The following is a 25,522-nucleotide window of genomic DNA, read 5'->3' as shown; positions in this document are numbered from 1 at the left end:
GTTACGCCCGCAGGCGGTAGGCCCGCACGACCGTTTGGTCGACCGTGTTGCCGTCGGTGTCCTCAGCCACCACTCGTAGCGACACGTAACCCCCAGGTGCCCCACCAGGGGGCACGATCGACTTCACCGGCACCCAGTTGGCACCGTCGTCGAACGACGCGTACGCGCGCAGTTCACGAATGGTTGCCTTGCCGGCACCGGACTGACGCGACGCGGCGAACTTCACCGGCATCGGCACACCGGCCTTCCAGCTGTTGCGCAGGTCGACCGGCAGTGCGTAGTCGACTTCCAGCAACGGCAGCTTGCCGTCCGCGGCACCGGAGAAACCCCACGTGGCGTAGACGTTCTTCGACAACTCCGGCGTGTCACGAGCCGCGCTCAGCGTCAGCTTGTAGCGGCCGTCCCGAGCGGTGGCGGGGAGGGAGCCTTCCCGGTAGGGAGCGTTGCCCACCACCTCGTCGTTGTGCCGCAGTTCCACTGAGCCGTAGCCGCTGTTCCGCCAGTTCTCCACCCACGTGGATCCACCGAACGGTGAGATCCGCACGTTGATCACGCCACCGGTCCTGTCGACGCCGCCACCGAGCGACCAGGTCACCTCCGACGGACGGCCGAACCGGGGTGAGGCGACCGCGCGGTGGTTGGACCGCTCGTACTTCCTGCCCGGTGCGTAGGTGACCGCCTTGAGGTCCGCGTAGGACGTGGCGCCGTCGAAGCCCTCGTGGAACCAGCCGAGGCCGTTGCCCGCCGAGTAGTACTCGGTGCGCTGCACGGGAGCCGTCAGGGCCTCGTCGAGGGCACCGGAGTTCAGCTTGGCCTCGCCGTTCACGACCGGGTAGTTGCGTTGCCCGACCCAGCCACCGGAACCCGACGTGTAGTAGCGCGCCTTGACCTCGGCCAGTTCCCAGCGGCGGATAGGCCGCGTTCCGACCGGAAACGCGCCCTTGTCCTGCTGGTACAACGTGTAGGACACCGGCGATCCGTCGCTGGCGCGCAACGTCAGCCGCGCCGGCGTCGTGGTCACAAGGTGTTCCGCCACCGCGATCACGGGGATCGCCGACCGCTCGTCGAACCCGAACGGCACCGGACCTGCCCACAGCACGGCGACCGCGCCCGCTGCCTGCATGGCGCGAGCGACCTCGTACGGGTCCTCGCCCGCGGTCCTGACCAGCGCGAGCTTGCCGCGCACGTCCGAACCGCGCTCGGCGACCTCGAGCGGGTGGTCCCCCGCCGGCAGGCGGGTGCTGGCTTCCCAGTACCGGACCGGCAATCCTCCTGCGACGGAGATCAGCGGCTGCCCGCCCTTGAGGTTCGAGTCGTAGGTCAGCTCAGGCAGCGCCGCGCCGACCGACAGGCCGTACATCGGCACCCGGCCGTCGATGACGCTCGCGACGCCGTTGATCTTGCCGGGCTTCAACGGCACGCGCAGGTCGGAGTTGCGGTACCACACCTCGGACCTGTCGTCGGGCAGACCGACGCCGAACGCCTTGCCCTGCCTGGCATCCAGGGTCACGGTGGTGTTCGCGGTCAGCGACACGCGGCCGGCCACCTCGGTCGCCGACACCGGCGTGAACCAGGCGTAGTTCGCCGTCTTCTCGTCGATCCGGCCGATCACCGCGTAGTCGCCCACCGCGACCCGTGCCGAGCCGGCGCCGTCGGTGATGTCGAGCACCGTCCCTTCCTGCGTGGCCATGTCGACGAGCACGACGAACTCGTCGGGCACCGGCTTGCCGTCGCGGCCGATCATCGACACCGTCAGCGTGGCGCGCTCCTCCTGCACGTACGCACCGACCGCGGTCGTCAGCGAGACACCGCCGCCGGAAGCCTTGATGTGCCCGAAGAACGTGCCGTTCCCCTTGCGCGGGTCGAGCACCACGTCGACCGCCGCCGTGCCGCCCGCGGGAACCGTCACCGAGGCGGGAACCGTGAAGTCGGCGCCCAGGTTGTGCTGCAGCGCAAGCGAAACGGGTTCGGAACCGGGGTTCGAGTAGGTGATCGTCTTCGTGAACGTCTTGGTGTGCGGCCATTCCAGCAAGCCGAACGACAGGCTGCCCACGTCCGCGCGCACCTGCTGCGCCACCGCACGGCCCACGTCCACGAGGCCGCTACCGACGCTCGATGGCGTGTCGGCGACAGGCTTCACCGTCGCCATCAGGTGTGCCTTCAGCTCGGCCGCGGTCCAGGAAGGGTTGCGCTGAGCCAGGATCGCCGCCGCTCCGGCGACGTGCGGCGCGGCCATCGACGTGCCGGTCAGCCGTGCGTGCAGGTCGTCGACGTAGTAGTCCCACAGCGTTCCCGCGGCTCGCGCGGCCACGATGTCCGTGCCCGGCGCCGCGATGTCCGGCTTGACCGCGAAGTCGCGCTCCCTGGGCCCGCGCGACGACCATTCGTTCACCACGCCGGACTTGGTCAGGTTCGCCACCGCGAGTGCCGCGTCGGCGGCCGCCGGTCCGCCGACCTTGACGCGGTCACCCGAGTTGCCCGCCGCGGCCACGAACAGCGCACCGGTCTCGGCCGTGAGCTCGTTCGCCTTGACCGACATGGGATCCGTGCCGTCGGACGCCATCCGGCTGCCGAGGCTCATGTTGACGACCTTGGCCCTGACCTCGCGCGCGGCCCAGTCCATCCCCGCCAGGATCGCGCTCTCGTCGCACCAGTCCGCCTCGCAGACGCGGCCGACCGCGAGCTTCGCGCCCTTGGCCACACCGGAGTACTTGTCGCTGCGTCCCGCGATCGTCGCGGCCACGTGCGTGCCGTGGCCGATGTTGTCCTGGATGCCGGCCGGGGTGAAGTCCTTCGACACCGCCACGGCACCGGCGAGCTCGGGGTGGTTCTGGTCGTAGCCGGTGTCGAGCACGGCGACCGTGACGCCGGTGCCGTCGAAACCGGACTGCCACGCCGCGGGTGCCCCCACCATCGGCACGCTCTGGTCGAGCGAGATCTTCGCCTTGCCGTTCAGCCACAGCTTTCCGGCACTCCGCGCGGCCGCCCGCCGCGCCCACCGCTGCGAGGCTTCCTTCTTCGGTATGGCAGCAGCCGCGCGGAAACCGTTGTCCAGCACCGGAATCCTGTCGATCTTGTCGTCGGTGTAGCCGAACGTGTGCAGTGCCGTGACGTTGAAGAAGCGCTTGTCGACGCGATCCTGCCCCACCGCGTCCACAGCGTCAGCCGGCACCACGTACTGGTCGCCGTCCCGCACGTACTGGGCGAACCGCATGCCGGGCCGCCCCTGCACGCCGAGCAGCTCGCCTCGCTCGTTCACGACGACCTTGTCACCGCTGATCAACGTGATGACACTGCTCGGCCCCACCTGGGCTCTGGGCGGTTCCACCTGTGCCGTCGCCGCCGGACCGAGCAGTCCGGCGGCGAGGACGGCGATCATCAAACAGCGCGCTCGGCGCACCTGTCCTCCCCTGGATGTGAACCTCTCCACCCGAGGAGACTCCAGCCGTTCGGAAAAGGTTGCGTCGCTCAGGCGCCGCGGTAGGTGCCGAAACTCCAGCGGTTGCCCTCGGGATCGGCGACCGTGAAGCCGCGCGAGCCGTAGTCCTCGTCCTTCAGGCCACGGACCTCGGTGGCACCGCGCGCCATGCATTGCGCGTAGATCTCGTCCGGCCGATCCGTCACCACGTACACGGACGCCGCGCCGACAGCCGTGGCGAGCACTTCGCCGACCGAACGCTTGGCGGATCCGAGCATCACGCCGCCGCCCTCCGGCCAGACCAGCTCGCAGTGCACGACCTCGCCGTCGGCCTCACCGGGCACGACGAGGTGCTCGGAGAAGCCGAAAGCCTCTACCAGGAACCGGATCGCGGCCGGGGCGTCCTCGTAGGACAGTCCCGGCCAGCAGGTTGGTGCAGGTGTAGTCATGGCCACAACTCTGCGACGGCACCCGCCTCGCCGCCTTGTACGAATGGAAGCTCGGTCGCGATCCACTCGGTCGGCGTGGCCCCGCACAGCGCCCGCCAGTCCCGGTTGAAGTGCGCCTGGTCGGTGTAGCCGCAGGCAGCGGCCACCTCGGTCAGGGTCGGCCTGGTTTCACCGCGCAGCATGCGGTTCGCCCGCTCGAACCGCATCACCCGGCCCATCACCTTGGGCGTCAGGCCGTACTCCGCCGCGAACCGCGCGCTCAGGTGCTGGCGGCTCCACCCGACCTCGGCGGCGATCTCCCCGACCGGTGCTCCCTCGGCGATCCGCTGCCATGCCCATGCGATCTCGACCTGCTGCCGCACCGGCCGGACCAGCCTGCCGAACACCTCGTCCAGGCACGCGAACCTGTCGGTCCACGTCGTGGCTTCCTGCAGTCGTTCGCGCAGCTCACCGGCCGGAGCGTCGAGCACGTCGAGGCCCACGGTCGTGCCGGCCAGTTCCCCGGCGGGCATACCGAAGAAAGCCCGCGCGCCCAACGGGGTCAGCGAGCACTGCACGCCGTGCTGGAACCCGTCGTGGGTGATCAGCACGGCCTCGTCGTGCAGGCCGCCGCACAGCGTCGCGAACTTGCCCTGAAGGAGGTCGACTGTGCCGTCCATCGTGACGACGAGCGTGAGCGAGCGCGACGGCAGACCGCGGTGCACACCGGGTTCGGTGCGCATCCGATACCCGGAGTACCGCGTGACGAACGGCCGCAACCTCGGATGCGGCGCTCCGACGACGTGCTCGACGTCCACGTCCCGATGATAGGCGCTAGAACAACTCGCCCAGGACCAGCAACCCCGCGCCCACCGGCACCAGATCTGCGCCGTACGACGTGATGCTCACCTGCACGTCGGGCATGGCACGCAGGTACAGGTCAGGCGACTCGAGCACCTTCCGTCCACTCAGGACGATCTGGTCCAGGTCCAGCAACTGCACCAGGTTCTGCACGCCGGTGGCGAGCACCCGAGCGGCCTCCTCGCCGTGCGCGGCGGCGTGGACCGCCTCGACGCATCCGCGCCGCCCGCACACGCACAACGGCCCGTCGAGCTGGATGGTCGTGTGGCCGAACTCGCCCGCGCCCGACCGCGCGCCCCGGTGCACCTCCCCGCCCAGCAGCAACCCGACGCCCAGACCGGTGCCGACGAACACCAGCGCCGCGTCCTCCAACGACTCCCGCCACGCCTCGGCGAGGACGGCGACGTTGGTGTCCTTGTCCACCACGACCGGCAGCCCGAGCCGTTCCTCGGCGAGCGCCTTCAGCGGAACGGCCGACCACCCCGGCAGGCCGTTGGGTGACACCACGCCGTCGCGGAAGTCCAGCGGACCGGCGATCCCGATGCCGACCCCGAGCACCTTCTCCCCCGGTTCGACCAACGCGGCCAGAGCGTCCAGGACGTCGGACGGCGTGAACATCGGTGCCAGCGGCACGACCGACGCCGACACCACCTCACCGGTCAGGTCGAGCCGCACCACCCGTAGCTCGTCCCGGTCGACGTACGCCCCGTACGCGCAGGCGCCGTCCGCGGCCAGCTGGAGCGACATGCGCGGCTTGCCACGACCGCCGTCGCGGACTGCGCCGGTCTCCTCCAGCAGCCCTGCCGAGATGAGCCGCGCCACGATCTTCGACACCGCCTGCGGGGTCAGCCCGGCTTCGGCGGCGATGGAAGCCCTGCTCAGAGCCCCTGAGCGGACGAGACGGAGCACCGTCCGGTCGTTGTGCGAACGCAGCGAGGTGAGGTCCACATGGCGATTATGCAACAGCGTTGCTTTAATCGTGGACATGACACGAGTCGGACTGCTGGGCTATGGCATCGCGGGACGGGTCTTCCACGCCCCGCTCATCTCCTCGACCGACGGCATGGACCTCGTCGCGATCGTCACGGCGAACCCGGAACGGCAGGCACAGGCCCGTGCCGCGCACCCGGACGCGAAGATCGTCACGGCCGACGAGCTGTTCGACCTGGACCTCGACCTGATCGTCGTCGGCACGCCGAACCGCACGCACGTCGAGTACGCGCGCCGGGCGATCGACAAGGGTGTCGCGGTCGTCGTCGACAAGCCGTTCGCGCCCACCAGCGCCGAGGCGAAGGGCCTCGTGGCCGCGGCACGGGCTGCGAACGTGCCGCTCACGGTCTTCCAGAACCGCCGCTGGGACAGCGACTTCCTCACCGTCCGCAAGATCATCGGCCACCTGGGCGAGGTTCGGCGGTTCGAGTCTCGGTACGAGCGCTGGGTGCCCGAGATCTGGGACAACTGGCGCGAGTTCGGCGACCCCGAGGAGGCCGGCGGCCTGCTGTACGACCTCGGCGCGCACCTCGTCGACCAGGCGTTGCAGCTCTTCGGCCCGGTCTCGAACGTCTATGCCGAGCTGGACCTGCGCAGGCCCGGCGTGCAGGTGGACGACGACGTGTTCGTGGCGCTGACGCACGACAACGGTGTCCGCTCCCACCTGTGGGCCAGCGCGCACGCCGCCCACCACGGACCGCGGTTCCGCGTGCTGGGCAGCAAGGGCGCGTTCGTGATCCACGGCATGGACGAGCAGGAGGACGCGCTCGACGCGGGCCGCCGTCCGACCGACCCCAACTGGGGTTACGAGACCCGCAGCGGCCAGCTCGGCGTCCTCGGCGAGACGATCGAGGTGCCCGTCGAGCTCGGCGCCTACGAGCACTTCTACGCCGAGCTGCAGGCCGGCCGGATCCCCGTCGACCCCGACGGCAGCGTGCACGCGCTCGAGGTCATCGAGGCCGCTTTCACGTCCGCGCGCGAGAACCGGGTGGTGACCCTGTGAGCTCGGAGGAACTCCTCGCCCAGGAGCGGCGCCTGCAGTTCACGCGCTTCGGCAACGACGTCGCGATCGAGCTCGGCCTGCACCTGCTGGACGCGGCCCGCGAGCAGGGCCTGCCGATCGCGATCTCGGTGCAGCGCAACGGACACAGGCTCTTCCACGCCTCGCTGCCCGGCACCGCGCCGAACAACGACAGGTGGCTGGAGCGCAAGGCCCGCGTGGTCGAGGTGTTCGGACACAGCTCGTTCTACGTCGGCGAGACGTTCCGCGAGAAGGGCACGACGTTCGAGGCGGAGTCGCGCCTGGACCCGGACCTGTACGCGGCGCACGGTGGCGTCTTCCCGATCATCGTCCGCGGTACCGGGCCGGTCGGCACGGTCGGTGTCTCCGGACTGCCGCAGGCCGAGGACCACGCGTTCGTCGTCACTCAGCTGGAATCATTCCTGAACTCCCGCGACGCGTAATAGCACGAATAGTCCTTGGTACAAAATCGGGACTTTCGCTCCACCCTGCGGCAAGACGCGTGGCGCGGTACTGAAACACACCGCTTCGAGTGGATTCAGATCCACTCGGAGTGGCGATGTATAGCATCCGAACAAGGCCCACTAATGCCCACAAAAGAGTGATCCTACTGGGCCAAACGAGTGGGCCATTCCACACTGATACGAATATGATGCGCTCACCCGCCTGCCAATACGAAGGTGGTTGCATACGGCAGGAGTTGTACGCTCCGTAGCTTCCGCAGGCGTAAGGCACCCACCCGAATGTCGCCTTTTTGGCCGCTTCACAGTCCTCAATCGCGAGAACTAACGTCCATTCCGGCTTATCGGATTGGTCCATTAGCACGCATTGAGATTGGTGGGTGTGGGTTGTGACTGTGACGGATTCTGACCTCAATGAGGGCCGTCAGCAGCTGAGTTTGGGCACGGCCGCCGCACGTAATCTGGCCACGACCACCAAGTCCGTGCCGCAGATGCAGGGAATCACTTCCCGCTGGCTGCTCAAGGTGCTGCCCTGGGTGCAGGCCGCGGGTGGTGCCTACCGCGTCAACCGCCGTCTCACCTACACGTTGGGCGACGGACGCGTTTCGTTCACCAACATCGGCGCGGACATCCGCGTCGTGCCCCAGGAGCTCACCGAGCTGTCGCTGCTGAAGGGTTTTGACGACGACGACGTCCTCGCCGCGCTGGCCGGGCGCTTCCAGCAGCGGGAGTTCGGCATCGGCGAGCTCATCGTCGAGAAGGGCCGTCCGCAGGACACCGTCGTGCTGATCGCGCACGGCAAGGTCGACAAGATCGGCACCGGTGAGTACGGCGGCGAGACCGTGCTCGGCAACCTCGCCGACGGCGAGTACTTCGGCGAGACCGTGCTGGCCGGGCCGCAGGGCGAGTGGGAGTACTCGGCCAAGGCCGTCACCCCGGTCACCGTCCTCACGCTGTCCTGGGAGGACTTCCAGGCCCTCAACGGCGAGGCCGGCGGCCTGCGCGCGCACATCCAGCAGGCCTACAACAGCCGCAACAGGCCGCAGAACGACTTCGGCGAGGCCGAGATCGGTCTGGCGGCCGGCCACGACGGCGAGCCCGTGCTGCCCGGCACGTTCGTCGACTACGAGCTCTCGCCGCGCGAGTACGAGCTGAGCGTCGCGCAGACCGTGCTGCAGGTCCACACGCGTGTCGCGGACCTCTACAACAACCCGATGGACCAGGTCGAGCAGCAGTTGCGGCTCACGATCGAGGCCCTGCGCGAGCGCCAGGAGCACGAGATCGTCAACAACCGGTCGTTCGGCCTGCTGCACAACGCGGACCTCAAGCAGCGCATCCACACCCGGTCCGGCCCGCCCACCCCGGACGACTTCGACGAGCTGCTCTCGGTGGTGTGGAAGGACCCCGGCTACTTCCTCGCCCACCCGCGCACGATCGCGGCGTTCGGCCGCGAGTGCAACAAGCGCGGCATCTACCCGCAGCACATCGACTTCAACGGGCAGTCCGTGCCGGCGTGGCGGGGCATCCCGGTGCTGCCGTGCAACAAGATCCCAGTCTCGGACACCCGTACGTCGTCGGTCATGCTGATCCGCGTCGGCGAGCAGGACCAGGGCGTCATCGGCCTGCACCAGACCGGCATCCCGGACGAGTACCAGCCGGGCCTGTCGGTGCGGTTCATGGGGATCAACGACCAGGCGATCATCAACTACCTGGTCAGCGCCTACTACTCGGCCGCCATCATGGTGCCGGACGCGATCGGTGTGCTGGAGCACGTCGAGCTGGGCCGCGAAGGCTAGCCGGAAAGGATGGCCACCGCACCTTTCACCATGCCGGAGTTCTACGTGCCGCACCCGGCGCGGATGAACCCGAACCTCGAGCGCGCCCGCGTCCACTCGACACAGTGGGCGCGGGACATGGGGATGCTCGACACCGGGGTGTGGACTCCCGAGATCCTCGCGGGCGACGACTACGGGTTCATGTGCGCGTGGACCCACCCGGACGCGCCCGCGGAGATCCTCGACCTCATCACGGACTGGTACGTCTGGGTCTTCTACTTCGACGACGAGTTCTTCGCGCAGTTCAAGCAGAACACGGACGTGACAGGTGCGAAGGCGTACCTCGACCGGTTGCCCGCGTTCATGCCGGTCAACGGCACGGACCCGACGCCGGAGCCGCGGAACCCGACCGAACGCGGGCTCGTCGACCTCTGGCGGCGGACGATTCCGCTGATGTCGGAGGACTGGCGGCGCCGGTTCACCACGAGCACCCACAACCTGCTGCTCGAGTGCATGTGGGAAATCAAGAACATGGCGTCGGGCACCGTCGCCAACCCCATCGAGTACATCGAGATGCGCCGCAAGGTCGGTGGTGCGCCGTGGTCGGCGAACCTGGTGGAGGTCTCGGAAGCGGCGGAGGTGCCCGCGTCGATCGCGGGCGCCCGGCCGCTGCGGGTGCTCTCCGACACGTTCTCCGATGCCATCCACCTGCGCAACGACATCTTCTCGTACGAGCGGGAGGTCCAGCGCGAGGGCGAGAACTCCAACGGGGTTCTCGTGTTCGAGAAGTTCTTCGGCCACGACACGCAGACCGCGGTCGAAGCCGTGAACACCCTGCTGACGTCTCGGTTGCACCAGTTCGAGAACACGGTCTTCACCGAGCTGCCGGTGTTGTTCGCCGAGCGCGGTGTCGGCCCGCTGGAGCAGGCGCGGGTGCTCAAGTACGTGAAGGGGCTGCAGGACTGGCAGTCCGGCGGGCACGAGTGGCACCTGCACGCCGGTCGCTACACCAAAGTGGACGGTGGCGCGGGCAACTCCGCGTTCTTCCGCACGATCCTGCGCGGGCCCACCGGGCTGGGCACGTTCGGCGCGTGGCTTGGAGTGGCCCGTGACTGAGATTCCAGCGTTCGACATGCCGTTCGCCGCGCGGCTCTCCCCGCACGTCGACCGGATTCGTCAGCACACCAAGACGTGGGTGCGGGACATGGGCATGCTGAACGGCGCGCCCTGGACCGAGGCGTTCTACGACGCGGCAGACTACGGCGGCTTCGCGTCGCTGACCCATCCGACGGCGTCGCTGGACGACCTGAAGCACATCAGCGACTGGCACACGTGGGGTTTCTACGTGAGCGACGCGTTCCGCGAGGGCTTCCTGCGCACGCGCGACGTCGGCGGCGGCAAGGCTTTCGTCGCCCGGCTCAAGTCGGTGGCCGCCGGGTCGGCCCCGTCGCCGAACCCCGCCGAGAAAGGCCTGGCCGAGCTGGTCTCACGGTCCACTGTGGATTCGGATGACGTCGAACACCTCGGCGAGTACCTGGACGCGTTGTTGTGGGAGCTGCACAACACCGCCCAGGGCCGGGTGCCCGATCCGATCGACCTCGTGGAGATGCGGCGCCGGTCGATCGCCACAGAACTGTCCGCGAAGCTGGTGCGCAAGTCGGTAGATGCCGACCTGCCCGCGGAGTTGTTGCGCAACAGCACGATGCGGGCGCTCGTCGACTCGTTCGGTGACGTGCCCGCGTTGCGCCAGGAGATCGTCGGCTTCGACCGCACCTACGCCACCGGTATCAGTACCACCAGCGCGGTGCTCGCCGTTCAGCGGTTCTTCGGCTGCGAGCTTCCGCAGGCGGTGTCGGTCGTCGCCGACCTGATCGCGGCACGACTGCGGCAGATCGTCTCGATCATCGGCGAGCTGCCGTCCATCGCCGCCGAGTACGACCTCGACGAGGCGGCGCGTGCCGGGCTGCACCGGTACGTCGAAGCGCTGAAGTCGTGGCTCGCCGGAGAACTGCTCTGGACGCAGCGATCCGGCAGGTTCAGCTTCTCCCCAACCCCCACCCGCAAGTCGCTCCACTCCCCCTCAGGACTCGGCACTGCCGCAGTCCTGGTCCGCTGAAGCAGATTGGCGTGATTCACAGTGACTGTTACCGATCCGGGTCCCGGGGTGGACGAGCAGCAGCTGAGCCTTTCCACCGCCGCAGCCCGCAACCTCTCGACGACCACCAAGTCCGCGCCGCAGATGCAGGGCATCTCGCCCCGCTGGCTGCTGCGACTGTTGCCCTGGGTCGAGGCCAAGGGTGGCGCGTTCCGGGTCAACCGGCGCCTGAGCTACGCGGTCGGTGACGGCCGTGTCACGTTCACGAGCGTCGGTTCCGAGGTGCGCGTCGTGCCGCAGGAGCTGTGCGAGTTCGTGCTGCTGCGCGGGTTCGAGGACGAGGAGGCGCTGACCGCCGTCGCGAACCGCTTCGAGCAGCGCGAGTACGAGCCGGGCGAGGTGATCGCGGAACGCGGCGAGTCCGTCGACCAGATCGTCGTCATCGCGCACGGCAAGGTCACCAAGACCGGCCTCGGCGAGTACGGCGGCGAGGTGGCGCTCGGAACGATCGCGGACGGCGAGTACATCGGCGACGAGCCGGTCCTGTCCGGTGCCGAGAAGAACTGGAGCTTCACCGCGCGCGCGTTGACCCCGACGACGGCCGTCGTGCTGTCGCGGGCGGCCTTCGCGCAGCTCAACGGGCAGATCGAGCTGCTGCGCGAGCACATCGCGCAGCAGCTGGCGAACCCGACGGCCGCGTCGAACAAGCACGGCGAGGCGGAGATCCACCTCGCGTCCGGCCACGACGGCGAACCGGTGCTGCCCGGCACGTTCGTCGACTACGAGCTGCGGCCGCGCGAGTACGAACTCTCGGTGGCGCAGACGATCCTGCGCGTCCACACACGCGTGGCCGACCTCTACAGCCAGCCGATGGACCAGGTTGAACACCAGTTGCGGCTCACAATAGAGGCCCTGCGCGAACGCCAGGAGTTCGAGCTCGTCAACAACAAGGAGTTCGGCCTCATCGCCAACGCCGACCTCAAGCAGCGGGTCAGCACCAGGTCGGGCCCGGTGACGCCGGACGACATGGACGAGCTGATCTCGCGGCGCCGCAACACGAAGCTCATCCTGGCGCACCCCAGGGCGATCGCGGCGTTCGGCCGGCAGCTGAACTCACGCGGCCTGTACGCGCCGACGGTCGAGGTCGAGGGCAAGCCGCTGCAGTCGTGGCGCGGCGTCCCGATCGCGCCGTGCGACAAGATCCCGGTCAACAAGAACGGCACCACGTCGATCCTCGCGATGCGCCTGGGCGAGGAGAAGCAGGGTGTCGTCGGCCTGCGCCAGACCGGCATCCCGGACGAGTACGAGCCCGGCCTGAACGTGCGGTTCATGGGCATCGACGAGCACGCGATGCTCAAGTACCTGGTGTCGACGTACTACTCGGCGGCGGTGCTGGTACCGGACGCGCTGGGCGTGCTGGAGAACGTGGAGATCGGTCTCTAAGCCATGACCGCGGAGATGACTGAACCTCTTGCCGCGGGCAGACCGGCGGCCGAGGTGCTCGCGTGGAGCCGGGGCCTGGTGCTCCCTGCTCTGCGCAAGGCCGTCGAACAGCTGCCCCTGTCGATGCGTACGGTCGCCGAGTACCACCACGGTTGGCGCGACGAGTACGGCAACCCGGTGCTGGAGAACGGCGGCAAGGCCATCCGGCCGGCGTTGGTGCTGCTGGCGGCCGAGGCCGTCGGCGGCACCCCCTCCGCGGCTGTCCCTGCGGCGGTCGCGGTGGAGCTCATCCACAACTTCTCGTTGCTGCACGACGACGTGATGGACGGCGACACGACCCGGCGACACCGTGCCACGGCGTGGACGGTGTTCGGCGTCAGCCCGGCGATCCTGGCCGGCGACGCGCTGCAGGCGTTGGCCGTGGACGTCCTGGCCGGATCAGGACATCCACGCGCGCTGGAGGCGATCCGTACGCTGGCTGACGCCGTGGTGGCGTTGCTCGACGGGCAGGCGTTCGATCTCGACTTCGAGACGCGGTCGGACGTGAAGGTGTCCGAGGTGGAGCAGATGGCGCGCGGCAAGACCGGCGCGCTGCTGGGTGCTTCCGCCGCGCTGGGCGCGTTGTACGGCGGCGGCACCGACGAGCAGGTAGAAGCGATGCGCGGCTACGGTGCCGAGCTGGGTCTGGCGTTCCAGCACGTGGACGATCTGCTCGGCATCTGGGGTGATCCGTTGGTGACCGGCAAGGCCGCCCACTCGGATCTGGCCAACCGCAAGAAGTCCCTGCCGGTCGTGCACGCGCTCACCGCGGGAGTCCCAGCCTCCGCCGAGCTCGCCTCGCTGTACTTCGGCGCCCACGAGATGAACGGCGAGACGCTCGCGCGGGCGGCTTCGCTGGTCGACGCGGCCGGTGGGCGGGCGTGGAGCCAGGAACAGGCCGACGAACTGCACACACGGGCACTGGTCCACCTCGGCGAGGCCTCGCCGACGGCACGTGCGGCGGTGGAGCTCGGCACGCTCGCCCAGCTGGTGACCCATCGAGACCACTGAAAGGCACCTGATGACGGAACACCCGCCGCGTTCGGTGCTGCTCGCCTCACCCCGGTCGTTCTGCGCCGGGGTGGAGCGCGCCATCGAGATCGTGGAACGGCTGCTCGACCAGCGCGGCGGCCCCATCTACGTGCGCAAGCAGATCGTGCACAACATCCACGTGGTGCGGTCGCTGGAGGCTCGTGGCGCCGTGTTCGTGGAGGAACTGTCCGAGGTGCCCGCCGGTGCCACTGTCGTGTTCTCCGCGCACGGCGTCTCTCCCGCTGTCCGTTCCGAGGCGGTGTCCAGGTCGTTGGAGGTGCTGGACGCGACCTGTCCTCTCGTGGCGAAGGTGCACGCCGAGGCCAGGAGGTTCGCCGAGCGCGGCGACACGATCGTCCTCATCGGACACGCCGGGCACGAGGAAGTCGATGGGACGCTGGGAGAAGCGCCCGACCAGATGGTGCTCGTCGAGACCGTCGCCGACGTCGAGGCCCTCGACATCACGGGTCCCGTCTCGTACCTGACGCAGACGACGCTGGCCGTGGACGAGACGGCCGACGTGATCGAGGCGTTGCGGCGCAAGTTCCCCCAGCTGCGCGGGCCGGGGTCGGACGACATCTGTTACGCGACGACGAACCGGCAGATCGCGATCCGGGACGTCGCGGCGCAGTCGGACCTGGTCCTCGTGGTGGGCTCGAAGAACTCGTCGAACTCGGTGCGGATGGTCGAGCTGGCCGCGCGGGGCGGCACACCGGCCTACCTGATCGACGACGCGTCGGAGATCGACCCGGCGTGGCTCACCGGGGTGTCGACGGTCGGCCTGTCGGCCGGTGCCTCGGCGCCGCCCGAACTGGTGGACGAGGTCGTGTCCGCCTTGCGGGCCTTGGGTTCCATCACGGTCTCCACGTACACCACGGCGACCGAGACGATCTCCTTCACGCTGCCGCCGGCGGTGCGCCATGCTGGCTGACATCACCTCGCCCGCGGACGTCCGGGCGCTGCCGTCCTCGGCACTGCGTCCCCTGGCCGAGGAGATCCGGTCGTTCCTGATCTCCAGGGTGCACCGGACCGGCGGGCACCTCGGCCCGAACCTGGGTGTCGTCGAGCTGACGATCGCGGTGCACCGGGTGTTCTCCTCGCCTGTCGACGTCGTGCTGTTCGACACCGGTCATCAGTCGTACGTGCACAAGATGCTGACCGGCCGGTGCACCGACTTCGACTCGCTACGCCAGGCCGGTGGTCTGTCCGGCTACCCGTCCGCGGCCGAGTCCGCGCACGACGTCATCGAGAACTCGCACGCCTCGACCGCACTGTCCTATGCGGACGGTCTGGCCAAGGCGTTCGAGCTGTCCGGTGCCGATCGCCGCGTCGTGGCGATCGTCGGCGACGGCGCCCTGACCGGTGGGATGTGCTGGGAGGCGTTGAACAACATCGGCGGGTCCGCCCGGCCGGTCGTGGTGGTGCTGAACGACAACGGCCGCTCCTACGACCCGACCGCGGGCGGCTTCGCGGCCTCGTTGCTCTCCGGCACCGCACGGGGTCTGTTCGAGGCCCTCGGTCTCGCCTACGTCGGTGAGGTCGACGGCCACGACGTGCACGCCGTCGAGAACGCCCTGTGGGAGGCCAAGGCTCTCGGGCGCCCGGTCGTCGTGCACTGCAAGACCGTGAAGGGCAGGGGTTACGAGCCTGCGGAATCCGACGAGGCCGACCGCATGCACGCGGTCGGCGCGTCCGGGGCCTCCAGCGACCGCACGTGGACCGATGCGTTCTCCGACGGGATCGTCGCCATCGGCTCGGAGCGCCCGGACGTCGTCTGCCTGACCGCGGCGATGCTGGAACCGGTGGGGTTGCGGCCGTTCTCGCAGCGCTTTCCCACGCGCGTCTTCGACGTGGGCATCGCCGAGCAGCACGCCGTGACGTCCGCCGCCGGCATGGCGATGGGCGGCCTGCACCCGGTCGTCGCCATCTACGCGACGTTCCTGTCGCGCGCCTTCGACCAGCTGTTGATGGACGTGGCACTGCACCGGTTACCCGTGACGTTCGTGCTGGACCGAGCTGGTGTCACCGGCCCGGACGGCGCTTCGCACCACGGCATGTGGGATGCCTCCATCCTTCCCGTGGTGCCCGGACTGCGCCTGGCCGCGCCGCGCGACCCAGCCTCGCTGGCCGTGTTGCTGCGCGAGGCCGTCGCGGTGTCCGACGGCCCGACCGTCGTGCGTTATCCCAAGTCCACGGCCGGCCCCGACGTACCGGCGTTGCGCCGGGTGAGCCACTTCGACGTGCTGCGCGAGGTGCCGGACGCCGACGTGCTGCTGGTCGCGGTCGGCCCACTGGCGGGTCCGTGCCTGGCTGCGGCCGTCGAGCTGGAATCGCACGACATCCGGGTCAACGTGGTCGACCCGCGGTGGATCGCTCCCGTGGACCCGCACCTCGTCAAGTACAGCAGCCGGCACCGCCTGGTTCTCGCCGTGGAGGACACGACGTCGACAGGTGCTCTGGGCTCCCGCCTGGGTCAGGCCCTGACCGGCAGTTCCACCTGCGTGGCGACCTTCGCGTTGCCCGCACGCTTCCTGCCGCACGACTCACGGGCCCGCATCCTGCGCGCCCACGGCCTCGACGCGGCGGGCATCACGACGAGCGTGCTGAAGCGCCTCGGCGTGAAGTGACGGCCCAGCCGATCGCGAACGCCAGGACGATCGCTCCCCCACCGACCACCGGCGCCTTGACCTCGGCCGGCAGGTCGAGCGGCCGCACGGCCGTCGCGAGGCTGAGCAGAATCGGCCCCTGCACGATGAACGCGGCGTACGCGGACCGCGCCAGCCCCTCGGTGAAAGGCCCCTGGCCGGTCATCCTGCGCTGCGCGAGCCCGATGAGCCACAAACTCCCCGCCACCACCAGAATTCCCTCGGTGAGCGCCAACGACAGCGCCTGCCACCGCCAGCCCCCGAGGAACGGCTCGGCGTTCTTCGCGAGGTCCAGCACCCCCAGCAACGCCGCCGCGAAGGGCAACACGGCGATCGTGGCGATGACGACGTTGCGACACGCCTTGTAGATGTCGTCCGGCACCCTCTCCGCCAGCTTCCGCCCACCGATCGCGCCGAGCAGGAACATGCCGAGACACTGCGGCCACCACCACAGGTGCAGGTCGCCCACCTGCCCGCTGCGCGCCGGAAAGACCAGCCGCGTCAGGAAAGTCGTCCCCGCCACGAGCACCGTCATGCCGACCACGGTTCCGGTGGTGATGGCACGCTCCTTGATGGGCGGCAGAAATGCCATCGCGATGCTGAACACCAGCAACACGCCCACGAACCACAGCGATCCGCTGTCCAGGAACGGATCCCGGTGCGTGAACGCCTCCCACCAGCTCACGTCCTGCCCGGCCCCGTTGTAGGCGATCCACACGAACGTCGGCCAGATGACGACGGCGCTGACCACCCACGGAGTGCCCAGCCGCACCAGCCGCTCCGCGACGAACCGCTGACGCCCTTTGCGTTCGATCGAGCCGGGCGTGAAGATCCCGGCCATGAAGTAGAACGTGCCCATGAAGAACAACCCGGACGGCCCGATCAACACCGCCAGCACGGTCTCCACGCCGGGGTGGAACGTGACCTCGTTGACCTCGTCGTAGGGCCAGCCACCGACGGCGGCGTAGCCCAGCAGCGCATGGCCGCCGATGACCCACGCCACGAGGATCACCTTCAGGTTGTCCACAGCGGACAATCTCACGCGTTCCATGGTCCGCTTCCGAAAGTCGGAACGCCACCGAACCGCAGCAGGAGAAGTGGCTGCGGCTGCGACAAACCCTGTTCGACGAGCAGATGGCCGTCGTCGATCTCGCCGGCCAGAGCCTGAACCGGGCCCAGCCCGAACTCACCGTGCGGGCAGGTGGCCCGCCAGCGACGCCGGAGCAGTCCGCTACGGGCGATCGCCCGTGTACACGCCCAGCGCGCGGAACCGCAGGCCCGGCTCCTGGTACTCCTCCATCGCGTGCGCGATCCACCCCACGATCCGCGCGATCGAGAAGATCGCCTCGCCCCCGTCCGGCGGCATCTTGAACGTCAGCCCCAGCTGCGCGAGCGCCAGGTCGATGTTCGGAAACGACTGCGGCTGCGTCGCGATGATCTTGTCCGCCACCAGGTCGCCGTGGCTGCGCAGCAACGCCAGCAGGTGGTCGGCTCGCGGGTCGCGCGTCTCGTAGACGCGGTGGCCGAACCCCGGGATCGGCTGGCCAGAGCGCAGGTGCTCCGCCACGGCGCCCATCGGGTCGGATTCGGCCTGTGCCAGGAAGCGGTAGGCGATGGTCGTGGCGGCGCCGTGGCGCTGGCCCTCCATGGCGCCCAGGCCTGCCGACACCACCGCGTACGGGTGGGCGTGGGCGGAGGCGGCCACGCGGGCGGCCATCGTCGAGATGGCCAGGTCGTGGTCGGCCAGCAGGATCAGGGCCGCGTTCAGCACCTCGGGGACCGGCGGCAGGGGCGACAGGCGGGCCCACAGGCGGTCGGCGATGTCGGTGCCCTGTGGCTTGCCGAGCAGCGGCAGCGACTCGACCACGTCGGCGATCAGGGCCTTGGCCGTGGAGACGGACCGGTCGAGGTCGAAGCGGAGCGGGTCGCCGGCGCTCGCGAGGGCCACGGCCACGCGGATGCGGTCGGTCAGGGTGGCGCTCTCCGGGAGGGCCATCCAGATCTCCTGCCCCTCGGGGAACTCCAGGCCGACTGTGTCGATCTCCGTCCACAGCCAGTGGGCAACGTCCTCGAAGCGCTTGGTGCTCGAGAGCTGGGGAACCGAGCGGCCGCGGTAGTAGAGGCGGTCGCCCTCCAGCAGGGAGATGCGCGTGCGGATGCGATCGGTCACAGCGGCCACTGCTCCGCGCGCACCAGTGCGCTGGGCCAGGGCTTCCACCTCGGCGACGCCGAACATGCTCTGGCGGTTGACCTTCTTGCTGGTCAGGAGACCGCGACTGACGTAGGCGTACACCGTCGCCGGTTTGACGCCCAGGCGACGGGCAGCTTGATTCGTCGTCAACATTGATTCCATCAACATTGACTGTACATGACATGTTGACGGAGCCTGTTGTACATGTTGATTGATGCACCCAAAGGGCTTAAGGACGTCGTCGTCACCACGACCCTGATCGGGGACGTGAACGGTGCCGCGGGCTACTACCACTACCGCGAGCACGACGCGATCGAGCTGGCCAGGACGCGGTCGTTCGAGGACGTGTGGTTCCTCTTCGTCGAGGGACGGCTGCCCGGTCCCGACGAGTCCGCCCGGTTCGCGGCGCAGACCGCCGAGCTCCGGCAGCTGCCGGCGACGATCAGCGAGGTGCTGCCCGCGATCGCTCGCTCCGGCTGTACAGCGCTGGCCGGGCTGCGGACGGCGTTGTCGATGCTGCCGTCGCCGCCGATGTGGGACGCGCCGATGAGCGACAGGAAGGCGGACGCGCTCCGGGTCAGCGCGATGACGCCGACGATCCTCGCGGCGCTGCACAGGCTCAAGCTCGGACTTGATCCGGTCAGCCCCAGGGTTGATTTGTCAACGTCGGCGAACTGGTTGTACATGTTGACTGGACAGGAACCGTCAACATGGACGAGCCGTGCTGTCGAGCAGTACCTGATCGCCACGATCGACCACGGGTTCAACGCGTCCACGTTCACCGCGCGCGTCGTCGCCAGCGCGGGTGCGGACGTCGTGTCGGCCGTGACGGCGGCGATCGGGACGTTCTCCGGGCCGTTGCACGGCGGCGCACCGGACCGGGCGCTGGAGGCGCTCGACCTCATCGGCTCTCCTGACAACATCGACGCCTGGGTCAGGGAGCGCATCGAGCAGGGCGACCGGATCATGGGGTTCGGCCACGCCGTCTACAAGACGGAAGACCCGCGGGCCCGCCTGCTCAAGGAGATCGCGCTCGAACGCCCCACCGAGCTGACGAACTTCGCCGTGACGGTCGAGCGCCGGGTCACCGAACTGCTGGCCGAGCTCAAGCCCGGCCGGCAGCTGTACGCGAACGTGGAGTTCTACGCCGGCGTGGTGATGGAGCTGTGCGGGATCCCGCGCGAGATGTTCACGCCGACGTTCGCGTGCAGCCGGGTGATCGGGTGGTGCGCCAACGCGCTCGAGCAGTCCGAGGACACGAAGATCATCCGCCCGGTCGCCCGCTACACGGGCCCGCAGCCCCAAATTGATCCGACACGGTTCAAGTGAGGTACCGCAGGTCGTTGCGCACGCGGATGCGGTCGCGGTCGGTCACGTCGGTCGAGCCGGCCAGGCCGGCATTGCGGTCGCGGTGCCGGTCGAGCCAGACGGAGATGCCTGCGAGGACTAGGACGATCACTGCAAGAGTCATGGCACTAAGTTTGCGACCAGCCAGATCCTGCCAACAGTGGCAGATCTGACGATGAGAGCTAAAATCCTGCCATGCTGCAATCGGTCGCGGTTCCCCTGATCGACGGCGTCGCGCCGTTCGAGTTCGGCCTGCTCTGCGAGGTGTTCGGCGTCGACCGCACCGAGGAGGGCGTGCCGCTCGTCGACTTCCGCGTGTGCGGCGAGTACCCGAACCAGCCGGTGACGACGAGCATCCGCGGGGTCTCGATCACGCCGGAGCACGGGTTCGACGCGCTGCAGAGCGTCGACCTCGTCGCGCTACCCGCCGCACGTGTCCGCGACCACTACCCGGAGAAGCTGGTCAAGGCGCTGCGGGAGACCGACGCGACGCTGCTCAGCGTGTGCAGCGGGGCGTTCATCCTGGGCGCGGCCGGACTGCTCGACGACCGGCGCTGCACCACGCACTGGCGTGAGGTGCGACTGTTCCGGGAGCGCTTCCCGAAGGCGCAGCTCGACCCGGACGTGCTGTTCGTGGACGACGGCAACATCATCACCAGCGCAGGCACCGCCGCGGGCATCGACGCGTGCCTGCACCTCGTCCGGCGTGAGCTCGGCACCAAGGTCGCCAACACGATCGCGCGCAGGATGGTCGTGGCGCCGCAGCGCGACGGCGGTCAGCGGCAGTTCGTGGAGCTGCCCATCCCCGAATGCAGCGCCGACAGCCTCGAACCGGTGCTGGAGCGGGTGCTCGACACGATCGCAGACAACCACACCGTGGCGTCCATGGCGAAGCTCGCCGTCATGTCCGAACGGACGTTCGCGCGCAAGTTCGTCGCGGAGACCGGCACCACCCCGAACAAGTGGCTCTCACTCCAACGGGTGCTGCACGCGCGCAGGCTGCTCGAGGAGACCGACCTGGACGTCGACGCCGTCGCCGCCAGGTCAGGCTTCGGGACAGCCGCTCTCCTCCGGCACCACTTCCATCGGGTCGTCGGCGTCGCACCGAGCGATTACCGACGCACATTCGCCTGTCGTTAGGCGGGTGAAGACCTTCTCGGAGATCTCCCGCAACGTCTCGACCTCGGCGTCGGAGAGCTGGTCGAACACCAGCGCGCGCACCGTCTCGGCGTGCGCGGGCGCGGCCGCCTCGATCGCCGAACGGCCCAGGTCGGTCAGCACGACGAACGACCCGCGCCCGTCGCTGCGGCAGTTCTCCCTGCGCACCAGACCGCGCTTCTCCATCCGGGCCACGTGATGTGAGATGCGACTCTTCTCCCAGTGCAGGGACCGTGCGAGCTCCAGCACGCGGACGCGTTCGTCCGGCGTGTCCGTGAGCTGCACCAGCACGGCGAAGTCGGCCATCGAGATCTCCGAGTCGACCGACATCTGCCTGCTCAAGTGCGCGTTGAGCTCCCCCTGCATGCGGACGTAGGCCCGCCACGCCCGCTGCTGCTCAGGTTCCAGCCATCGTGTCACGTGTTCAGCATACGGGAATAGTTGACACATCATCCAGGTTCATGCAGGGTAGGTGACACCTCAACCAAATCGACCGACCGAAGGACTGACCACCATGACCACCGCCACCAACCTCTCCGAGCTGACCGGCGCCTACGTCATCGACGCCTCGCACTCCCGCATCGGTTTCGTCGCACGCCACGCGATGGTCACCAAGGTTCGCGGTGCGTTCAACGAGTTCGACGGCAAGATCAACATCGACGGTGACAAGCCGGAGAACACCACCGCCGAGGTGACCCTGAAGGTCGCGAGCATCGACACCCGCAACGCGCAGCGCGACGGTCACCTGACCACCAACGACTTCCTCGACGTCGAGACCTACCCGGAGATCAAGTTCGTCTCGACCTCCGCGAAGCAGATCGACGAGGACAACTTCGAGATCACCGGTGACCTCACCATCAAGGACGTCACCAAGAGCATCACCATCCCGTTCGCCTTCGAGGGCGTGGCCGTCGACCCGTTCGGCAACACCCGCGTGGGCTTCGAGGGCTCGCACACCATCAACCGCAAGGACTACGGCGTGACGTGGAACGCCGCGCTGGAGACCGGCGGCGTCCTGGTGAGCGAGAAGGTCGTCCTCGAGTTCGAGATCTCGGCCATCAAGCAGGGCTGAACGACACCACTGGGCACGGGGCGCGGCGACTTCGCCGCGCCCCGCTCGCGTCTCCGCGAAAGTGAGCCCGATCGTCGTAGCGCGCCGCGTGCCGTTGGTCCCCTCGGGTCAGGGTCTTTGGGCTACCGTGACCGAATGGCGACGCGCGTTTTCCTCGTCGACGACCACGAGATCGTCCGCCGCGGCATCGCGGACCTGCTCGGCGAGGAGTCCGATCTCGAGGTGGTCGGTGACGCGGCGTCGGTCACGGAGGCGCTGGCCAAGGTGCCGGCGGCCCAGGCCGACGTGGCGGTCCTCGACATCCGGCTCCCCGACGGCAACGGCATCGAGCTGTGCCGTGAACTGCGTAGTCGCATCCCCGGCCTGCAGTGCCTGATGCTCACGAGCTTCGCCGACGACGAGGCCCTGTTCGACGCGATCATGGCCGGTGCGTCCGGCTTCGTGCTGAAGCAGATCCTGGGCGCCGACCTGGTCAACGCCGTGCGCACCGTCGCAGCTGGACAGTCGCTGCTCGACGCCCGCACGACCTCGGCCCTGCTGAACCGCATCCGCCGCGAACGCGAGGAGGGCGACCCGCTGCGCATGCTCAGCGAGCAGGAGCGCACGGTCCTCGACCTCATCGGCGAGGGCCTCACGAACCGGCAGATCGCCGAACGCATGTTCCTCGCGGAGAAGACCGTCAAGAACTACGTCTCGCACCTGCTCGCGAAGCTCGGCATGCAGCGCCGTACCCAGGCCGCCGTGTTCGCGTCGCAGTTCCGCAAGGACGGTGAGAAGCCCCGCTAGTTCAGCGCTGTCAGTTCAGGGGGACGCGCCAGACCACGCAGGCACCGCCGCCGTCGGTCCCGCGCACCGCGAACGTGCCGCCGAACTTCTCCGCGCGGCGGGCCAGGTTGCGCAGGCCGCTGCGCGCCGCGTCGGGCGGGATCCCCATCCCGTTGTCCTGCACGGTGATCACGACGTCCTCACCGGCGTCGATCAGCACGGACAGCTCGGTGGCGGCGGCGTGCCGGACGGCGTTCGTGACGGCCTCGCGCACCACAGCCTCGACGTGTTCGGCGAGCTCCGGTGGCACCGAGTTGTCGACGGTGCCGGACATCCGCACGGACGGCGACAGGTGCGTCGACTCGGTCAGGCCCGCCACGAGGTCGAGCAGGCGGCGGCGCAGTGACGTGTTGTCGGTCGAGTGCAGGTCGAAGATGGACGTGCGGATCTCCCGCACGGTCTCGTCGAGCTGTTCGACGGCGGTCTGCAGGCGTGCGGCGATCTCGGGCTCGGTGATGCGCCGCATCGTCGCCTGCAGCGTGAGGCCGGTGACGAACAGTCGCTGGATGACGTGGTCGTGCAGGTCGCGGGCGATGCGGTCGCGGTCCTCCAGCACGTCGAGCAGGCGCTGCGAGCGTTGCTGCTCGGCGAACTCCAGCGCGACCGCCGCCTGGTCGGCGAACGACGCCAGCACCGGCACCTGGTCGGGCAGGAACTGCGTCTCACCGCCCCTGCGCAGCACGACCAGCGCGCCCGTGACGACGGGACCCGACCGCAGCGGGACGGCGAGCGCCGGCCCGAAGCCCGACCCCAGGTCGTCGACCAGCAGCGGGACGCCGGACCGGATCACCTCGGCCACCGCGTGGTCGGAGGCGTTGAAGTCGTCGATCTTGGTGCCCGCGCTCGCCGCCACCGTCAACGGCTCGTGCTGGCCGTCGCCGAGCACGACGAGCGCCGAGTCGGCGTTGGCGAGCTCGACGGTGCGCTGGGTGATCAGGCGCAGCGCGTACTCGCCGGACGCGCCGCCCAGCAGTTCGGAGTTGACCTCGCCGATGGCCTCGAGCCACCGCTCGCGCATCCGCGACTTCTCGAACAGCCGGGCGTTCTCGATCGCGATGCCCGCGGCCGCCGCCAGCGCCTGCAGCACGGCCTCGTCGTCCGCGGTGAACTCGGCGGCGTCGATCTTCTCGGTCATGTAGAGGTTGCCGAACACCTCGTCGCGCACGCGTACGGGCACGCCCAGGAAGCTGTGCATCGGCGGGTGGTTCGGCGGGAAGCCGACGGACATGTCGTGCTTCGCCAGGTCGCGCAGCCGCAGCGGGGTGGGGTCCTTGATCAGCAGTCCGAGCAGGCCCTTGCCCTCCGGCAGGTGGCCCATCGCCGCGCGCGTCTTCTCGTCCACGCCGACGTAGACGAACGCGGCCAGGTCGTCACGCGTGCCGAGGACGCCGAGCGCGCCGTAGCGGGCGCCGACGAGGTCGACGGCGGCCTGGACGATGCGCTGCAACGTCGAATCGAGCTCCAGACCCGACGCGACCGCGAGCACGGCCCCCAGCAGTTCCTGCATGTGGTCGCGCGTGGTCACGATCTCGTCCATGCGGTCCCGGACCTCGTCGAGCAGCTCGTCGAGGCCTCGGCGACCAAGCGCGTCAGACACGCAGACTAGACTCGCACATTTTCGTCCGTCGCACGGAACTGACCGCCCATCGCGCCGTGACGACCGCCCATCGCACGGCCCTATGAAGTGGGGACCTTCGGCCGTGGACGGTTCCCCGCGCCCGACCCGACAGTGTGAACATGACGATCGCCGTGCCCGACTCGCTCGGACTCGCGGGTGAGGACGTTCACGGCGTCCTCACCCTCGCGAGAGCCTCCGCGCCGGCCGTGCGGTTCGAGGTCCGTCCCGAGCAGATAGAGCTGCACACCGCCGCCCCGCACACCAGGGACACCCGGATCGCCTGCGGTGTCGCCCTGCTCAACCTGCGGCTTGCGTTGCAGGGCCACGGGATCCGTCCGCTGGTGACGCTGCTGCCCGGTCCGAGCGCCGACGACGCCGCCGCGGCCGTGCGGCTCGGCGGCTACCAGGAGCCCGATCCGGGCGTACTCGCGTTGCTGCGCGCGTTGCGCACGAACCGTCGCACGTGGACGGCGTTCCCCGAAGCGGCTTGCTGGCGCGGACTTCTGTCGCGCGCGGCCGAGGTGGAACGCGCCTGGCTGCACGTGAAGGACGGCGCCGAGGTGGTGCTGTGCACGTTCAACCAGGGGGCCGCGGCGGAAATCCGTGCGGGACAAGCGATGCAGCGCGTGGCGTTGACGGCGGCAACGATGGGGATCGCCGTCACCCCGGCACTGGACCCGGCCGGCCTGTCCGCGTTGCGCGCGGACCTGCGCCCGTGCCTCGGCAACACGCTGGTGCCGCAGATGGTTCTGCGGCTGGGTACGGGATGAACCCGTGCCCGTCCCACGCCGCGCGGGGGTCATGACTCGCGACGTGGGACGGGCACGGTTCCCCTCTCCCCGGAGGACTAGCCTCGATCTTTCACTTGGCGCCGGGATGAGATGCCGGTGGTCGGTTTGGTGTGCTCGTTTGTGTTGGGCAGGGGTGATTCCCGGCGCTGGGGCCGCCGGTTCTCCGGTTCCTTGTCGTGGGGTCGGGGGTGCTGGGTCAGGTCTGTAGCGCGGTGTGGGCGGTGTGGATGAGGTGGTTGTAGGGCCAGTCGCGAGGAAGCCGGAGTCGATGTCGGCGTCCGCTGTGGATGATGCGTCCGGCGACGGCGAGGA

Annotated in this window: 23 protein-coding genes; 14 read left to right on the top strand and 9 right to left on the bottom strand. The window is 69.1% G+C overall.

Features of this window, described 5'->3' with window-relative positions; translation table 11 throughout:
* Position 1: 1 nt before the first annotated feature.
* The 4 genes from JOD27_RS34475 to JOD27_RS34460 all read right to left on the bottom strand — a co-directional run bounded on the left by JOD27_RS34475 (position 2) and on the right by JOD27_RS34460 (position 5,655).
* Positions 2-3,400 carry a S8 family serine peptidase gene (locus tag JOD27_RS34475; RefSeq protein ID WP_204766517.1) on the bottom strand — a complete coding sequence of 1,133 codons (3,399 nt, stop codon included), beginning with the start codon at positions 3,398-3,400 and terminating at the stop codon, positions 2-4.
* A gap of 68 nt (positions 3,401-3,468) precedes the next feature.
* Complete coding sequence (locus tag JOD27_RS34470) at positions 3,469-3,867, bottom strand: VOC family protein (RefSeq protein WP_204766516.1); 399 nt, start codon at positions 3,865-3,867, stop codon at positions 3,469-3,471.
* The gene (locus tag JOD27_RS34465; RefSeq protein WP_307830493.1) at positions 3,864-4,664 is read right to left on the bottom strand and encodes a helix-turn-helix domain-containing protein; all 801 of its coding nucleotides are present in this window, start codon (positions 4,662-4,664) and stop codon (positions 3,864-3,866) included. Before JOD27_RS34465 ends, JOD27_RS34470 begins: the two co-directional genes overlap by 4 nt.
* A gap of 16 nt (positions 4,665-4,680) precedes the next feature.
* Positions 4,681-5,655 carry an ROK family transcriptional regulator gene (locus JOD27_RS34460; RefSeq protein ID WP_307830492.1) on the bottom strand — a complete coding sequence of 325 codons (975 nt, stop codon included), beginning with the start codon at positions 5,653-5,655 and terminating at the stop codon, positions 4,681-4,683.
* Between the two features lie 37 nt (positions 5,656-5,692).
* On the opposite strand from JOD27_RS34460, the gene JOD27_RS34455 reads away from it, so the two are divergent.
* The 9 genes from JOD27_RS34455 to JOD27_RS34415 all read left to right on the top strand — a co-directional run bounded on the left by JOD27_RS34455 (position 5,693) and on the right by JOD27_RS34415 (position 16,190).
* A complete protein-coding gene (locus tag JOD27_RS34455) occupies positions 5,693-6,700 on the top strand; it encodes a Gfo/Idh/MocA family protein (RefSeq protein WP_204766514.1) in 1,008 nt (335 codons plus the stop codon).
* Positions 6,697-7,161, top strand: a complete 465-nt coding sequence (locus JOD27_RS34450; RefSeq protein ID WP_204766513.1) for a heme-degrading domain-containing protein — start codon at positions 6,697-6,699, stop codon at positions 7,159-7,161. The genes JOD27_RS34455 and JOD27_RS34450 overlap by 4 nt, the downstream gene beginning before the upstream one ends.
* A gap of 407 nt (positions 7,162-7,568) precedes the next feature.
* Complete coding sequence (locus JOD27_RS34445; RefSeq protein WP_204766512.1) at positions 7,569-8,975, top strand: family 2B encapsulin nanocompartment shell protein; 1,407 nt, start codon at positions 7,569-7,571, stop codon at positions 8,973-8,975.
* 9 nt (positions 8,976-8,984) lie between these two features.
* Entirely contained in the window at positions 8,985-10,070 is a 1,086-nt protein-coding gene (locus JOD27_RS34440; protein ID WP_204766511.1) for a terpene synthase family protein, read from the top strand.
* Positions 10,063-11,070: a terpene synthase family protein gene (locus JOD27_RS34435; RefSeq protein ID WP_204766510.1), complete on the top strand. Its 1,008-nt coding sequence runs from the start codon at positions 10,063-10,065 to the stop codon at positions 11,068-11,070. Before JOD27_RS34440 ends, JOD27_RS34435 begins: the two co-directional genes overlap by 8 nt.
* 21 nt (positions 11,071-11,091) lie before the next feature.
* Positions 11,092-12,492: a family 2B encapsulin nanocompartment shell protein gene (locus JOD27_RS34430; protein WP_372441776.1), complete on the top strand. Its 1,401-nt coding sequence runs from the start codon at positions 11,092-11,094 to the stop codon at positions 12,490-12,492.
* Between the two features lie 15 nt (positions 12,493-12,507).
* On the top strand, positions 12,508-13,542 hold the full coding sequence (locus JOD27_RS34425; protein ID WP_204766509.1) for a family 2 encapsulin nanocompartment cargo protein polyprenyl transferase: 1,035 nt from the start codon (positions 12,508-12,510) through the stop codon (positions 13,540-13,542).
* 10 nt (positions 13,543-13,552) lie between these two features.
* On the top strand, positions 13,553-14,494 hold the full coding sequence (locus tag JOD27_RS34420; protein WP_204766508.1) for a 4-hydroxy-3-methylbut-2-enyl diphosphate reductase: 942 nt from the start codon (positions 13,553-13,555) through the stop codon (positions 14,492-14,494).
* Complete coding sequence (locus JOD27_RS34415) at positions 14,484-16,190, top strand: 1-deoxy-D-xylulose-5-phosphate synthase (protein ID WP_204766507.1); 1,707 nt, start codon at positions 14,484-14,486, stop codon at positions 16,188-16,190. The genes JOD27_RS34420 and JOD27_RS34415 overlap by 11 nt, the downstream gene beginning before the upstream one ends.
* On the opposite strand, the gene JOD27_RS34410 is transcribed toward JOD27_RS34415, so the two are convergent.
* Both JOD27_RS34410 and JOD27_RS34405 read right to left on the bottom strand, forming a co-directional pair.
* Positions 16,153-17,250 (bottom strand): acyltransferase family protein, encoded by a 1,098-nt coding sequence (locus tag JOD27_RS34410; protein WP_204766506.1) that lies wholly within the window; start codon positions 17,248-17,250, stop codon positions 16,153-16,155. The two genes, JOD27_RS34415 and JOD27_RS34410, sit on opposite strands and share 38 nt — an antisense overlap.
* Before the next feature lie 189 nt (positions 17,251-17,439).
* A complete protein-coding gene (locus tag JOD27_RS34405; protein WP_239570276.1) occupies positions 17,440-18,561 on the bottom strand; it encodes a citrate synthase in 1,122 nt (373 codons plus the stop codon).
* Positions 18,562-18,603: 42 nt separating this feature from the next.
* Here JOD27_RS34405 and JOD27_RS34400 point away from each other — a divergent pair, with 42 nt between their 5' ends.
* A complete protein-coding gene (locus tag JOD27_RS34400) occupies positions 18,604-19,728 on the top strand; it encodes a citrate synthase/methylcitrate synthase (protein ID WP_204766504.1) in 1,125 nt (374 codons plus the stop codon).
* On the opposite strand, the gene JOD27_RS34395 is transcribed toward JOD27_RS34400, so the two are convergent.
* Positions 19,721-19,870 carry a hypothetical protein gene (locus JOD27_RS34395; protein WP_204766503.1) on the bottom strand — a complete coding sequence of 50 codons (150 nt, stop codon included), beginning with the start codon at positions 19,868-19,870 and terminating at the stop codon, positions 19,721-19,723. The genes JOD27_RS34400 and JOD27_RS34395 overlap by 8 nt on opposite strands.
* Before the next feature lie 71 nt (positions 19,871-19,941).
* On the opposite strand from JOD27_RS34395, the gene JOD27_RS34390 reads away from it, so the two are divergent.
* A complete protein-coding gene (locus JOD27_RS34390; RefSeq protein WP_204766502.1) occupies positions 19,942-20,886 on the top strand; it encodes a GlxA family transcriptional regulator in 945 nt (314 codons plus the stop codon).
* On the opposite strand, the gene JOD27_RS34385 is transcribed toward JOD27_RS34390, so the two are convergent.
* On the bottom strand, positions 20,791-21,324 hold the full coding sequence (locus JOD27_RS34385) for a MarR family winged helix-turn-helix transcriptional regulator (RefSeq protein ID WP_204766501.1): 534 nt from the start codon (positions 21,322-21,324) through the stop codon (positions 20,791-20,793). The two genes, JOD27_RS34390 and JOD27_RS34385, sit on opposite strands and share 96 nt — an antisense overlap.
* Positions 21,325-21,418: 94 nt before the next feature.
* Between JOD27_RS34385 and JOD27_RS34380 the strand changes: the two genes are divergently transcribed.
* Both JOD27_RS34380 and JOD27_RS34375 read left to right on the top strand, forming a co-directional pair.
* Positions 21,419-21,976 (top strand): YceI family protein, encoded by a 558-nt coding sequence (locus tag JOD27_RS34380; protein ID WP_204766500.1) that lies wholly within the window; start codon positions 21,419-21,421, stop codon positions 21,974-21,976.
* A 135-nt stretch (positions 21,977-22,111) separates the two neighbouring features.
* Positions 22,112-22,762: a response regulator transcription factor gene (locus JOD27_RS34375; protein WP_204766499.1), complete on the top strand. Its 651-nt coding sequence runs from the start codon at positions 22,112-22,114 to the stop codon at positions 22,760-22,762.
* Between the two features lie 10 nt (positions 22,763-22,772).
* Here the strand turns inward: JOD27_RS34375 and JOD27_RS34370 are convergent, their stop codons facing one another.
* Positions 22,773-24,338: a GAF domain-containing sensor histidine kinase gene (locus tag JOD27_RS34370; protein ID WP_204766649.1), complete on the bottom strand. Its 1,566-nt coding sequence runs from the start codon at positions 24,336-24,338 to the stop codon at positions 22,773-22,775.
* 200 nt (positions 24,339-24,538) lie between these two features.
* Here JOD27_RS34370 and JOD27_RS34365 point away from each other — a divergent pair, with 200 nt between their 5' ends.
* Positions 24,539-25,189, top strand: coding sequence for a hypothetical protein (locus tag JOD27_RS34365; protein ID WP_204766498.1), 651 nt, complete (start codon positions 24,539-24,541; stop codon positions 25,187-25,189).
* Positions 25,190-25,522 lie beyond the last annotated feature (333 nt).

Source organism: Lentzea nigeriaca, from assembly GCF_016907955.1.
Classification (GTDB): domain Bacteria; phylum Actinomycetota; class Actinomycetes; order Mycobacteriales; family Pseudonocardiaceae; genus Lentzea; species Lentzea nigeriaca.
Note: the sequence above shows the minus strand (reverse complement) of the source record. Positions and strands in the feature narration are given on the sequence as shown.

Bases quoted from the DNA above. Each gene is read 5' to 3' on its own strand.
- JOD27_RS34470 (WP_204766516.1), bottom strand. From the start codon at position 3,867: ATGACTACACCTGCACCAACCTGCTGGCCGGGACTGTCCTACGAGGAC.
- JOD27_RS34455 (WP_204766514.1), top strand. From the start codon at position 5,693: ATGACACGAGTCGGACTGCTGGGCTATGGCATCGCGGGACGGGTCTTC.
- JOD27_RS34440 (WP_204766511.1), top strand. From the start codon at position 8,985: ATGGCCACCGCACCTTTCACCATGCCGGAGTTCTACGTGCCGCACCCG.
- JOD27_RS34425 (WP_204766509.1), top strand. From the start codon at position 12,508: ATGACTGAACCTCTTGCCGCGGGCAGACCGGCGGCCGAGGTGCTCGCG.
- JOD27_RS34420 (WP_204766508.1), top strand. From the start codon at position 13,553: ATGACGGAACACCCGCCGCGTTCGGTGCTGCTCGCCTCACCCCGGTCG.
- JOD27_RS34415 (WP_204766507.1), top strand. From the start codon at position 14,484: ATGCTGGCTGACATCACCTCGCCCGCGGACGTCCGGGCGCTGCCGTCC.
- JOD27_RS34405 (WP_239570276.1), bottom strand. From the start codon at position 18,561: ATGGAATCAATGTTGACGACGAATCAAGCTGCCCGTCGCCTGGGCGTC.
- JOD27_RS34400 (WP_204766504.1), top strand. From the start codon at position 18,604: ATGTTGATTGATGCACCCAAAGGGCTTAAGGACGTCGTCGTCACCACG.
- JOD27_RS34395 (WP_204766503.1), bottom strand. From the start codon at position 19,870: ATGACTCTTGCAGTGATCGTCCTAGTCCTCGCAGGCATCTCCGTCTGG.
- JOD27_RS34390 (WP_204766502.1), top strand. From the start codon at position 19,942: ATGCTGCAATCGGTCGCGGTTCCCCTGATCGACGGCGTCGCGCCGTTC.
- JOD27_RS34380 (WP_204766500.1), top strand. From the start codon at position 21,419: ATGACCACCGCCACCAACCTCTCCGAGCTGACCGGCGCCTACGTCATC.
- JOD27_RS34375 (WP_204766499.1), top strand. From the start codon at position 22,112: ATGGCGACGCGCGTTTTCCTCGTCGACGACCACGAGATCGTCCGCCGC.
- JOD27_RS34370 (WP_204766649.1), bottom strand. From the start codon at position 24,338: ATGGACGAGATCGTGACCACGCGCGACCACATGCAGGAACTGCTGGGG.
- JOD27_RS34365 (WP_204766498.1), top strand. From the start codon at position 24,539: ATGACGATCGCCGTGCCCGACTCGCTCGGACTCGCGGGTGAGGACGTT.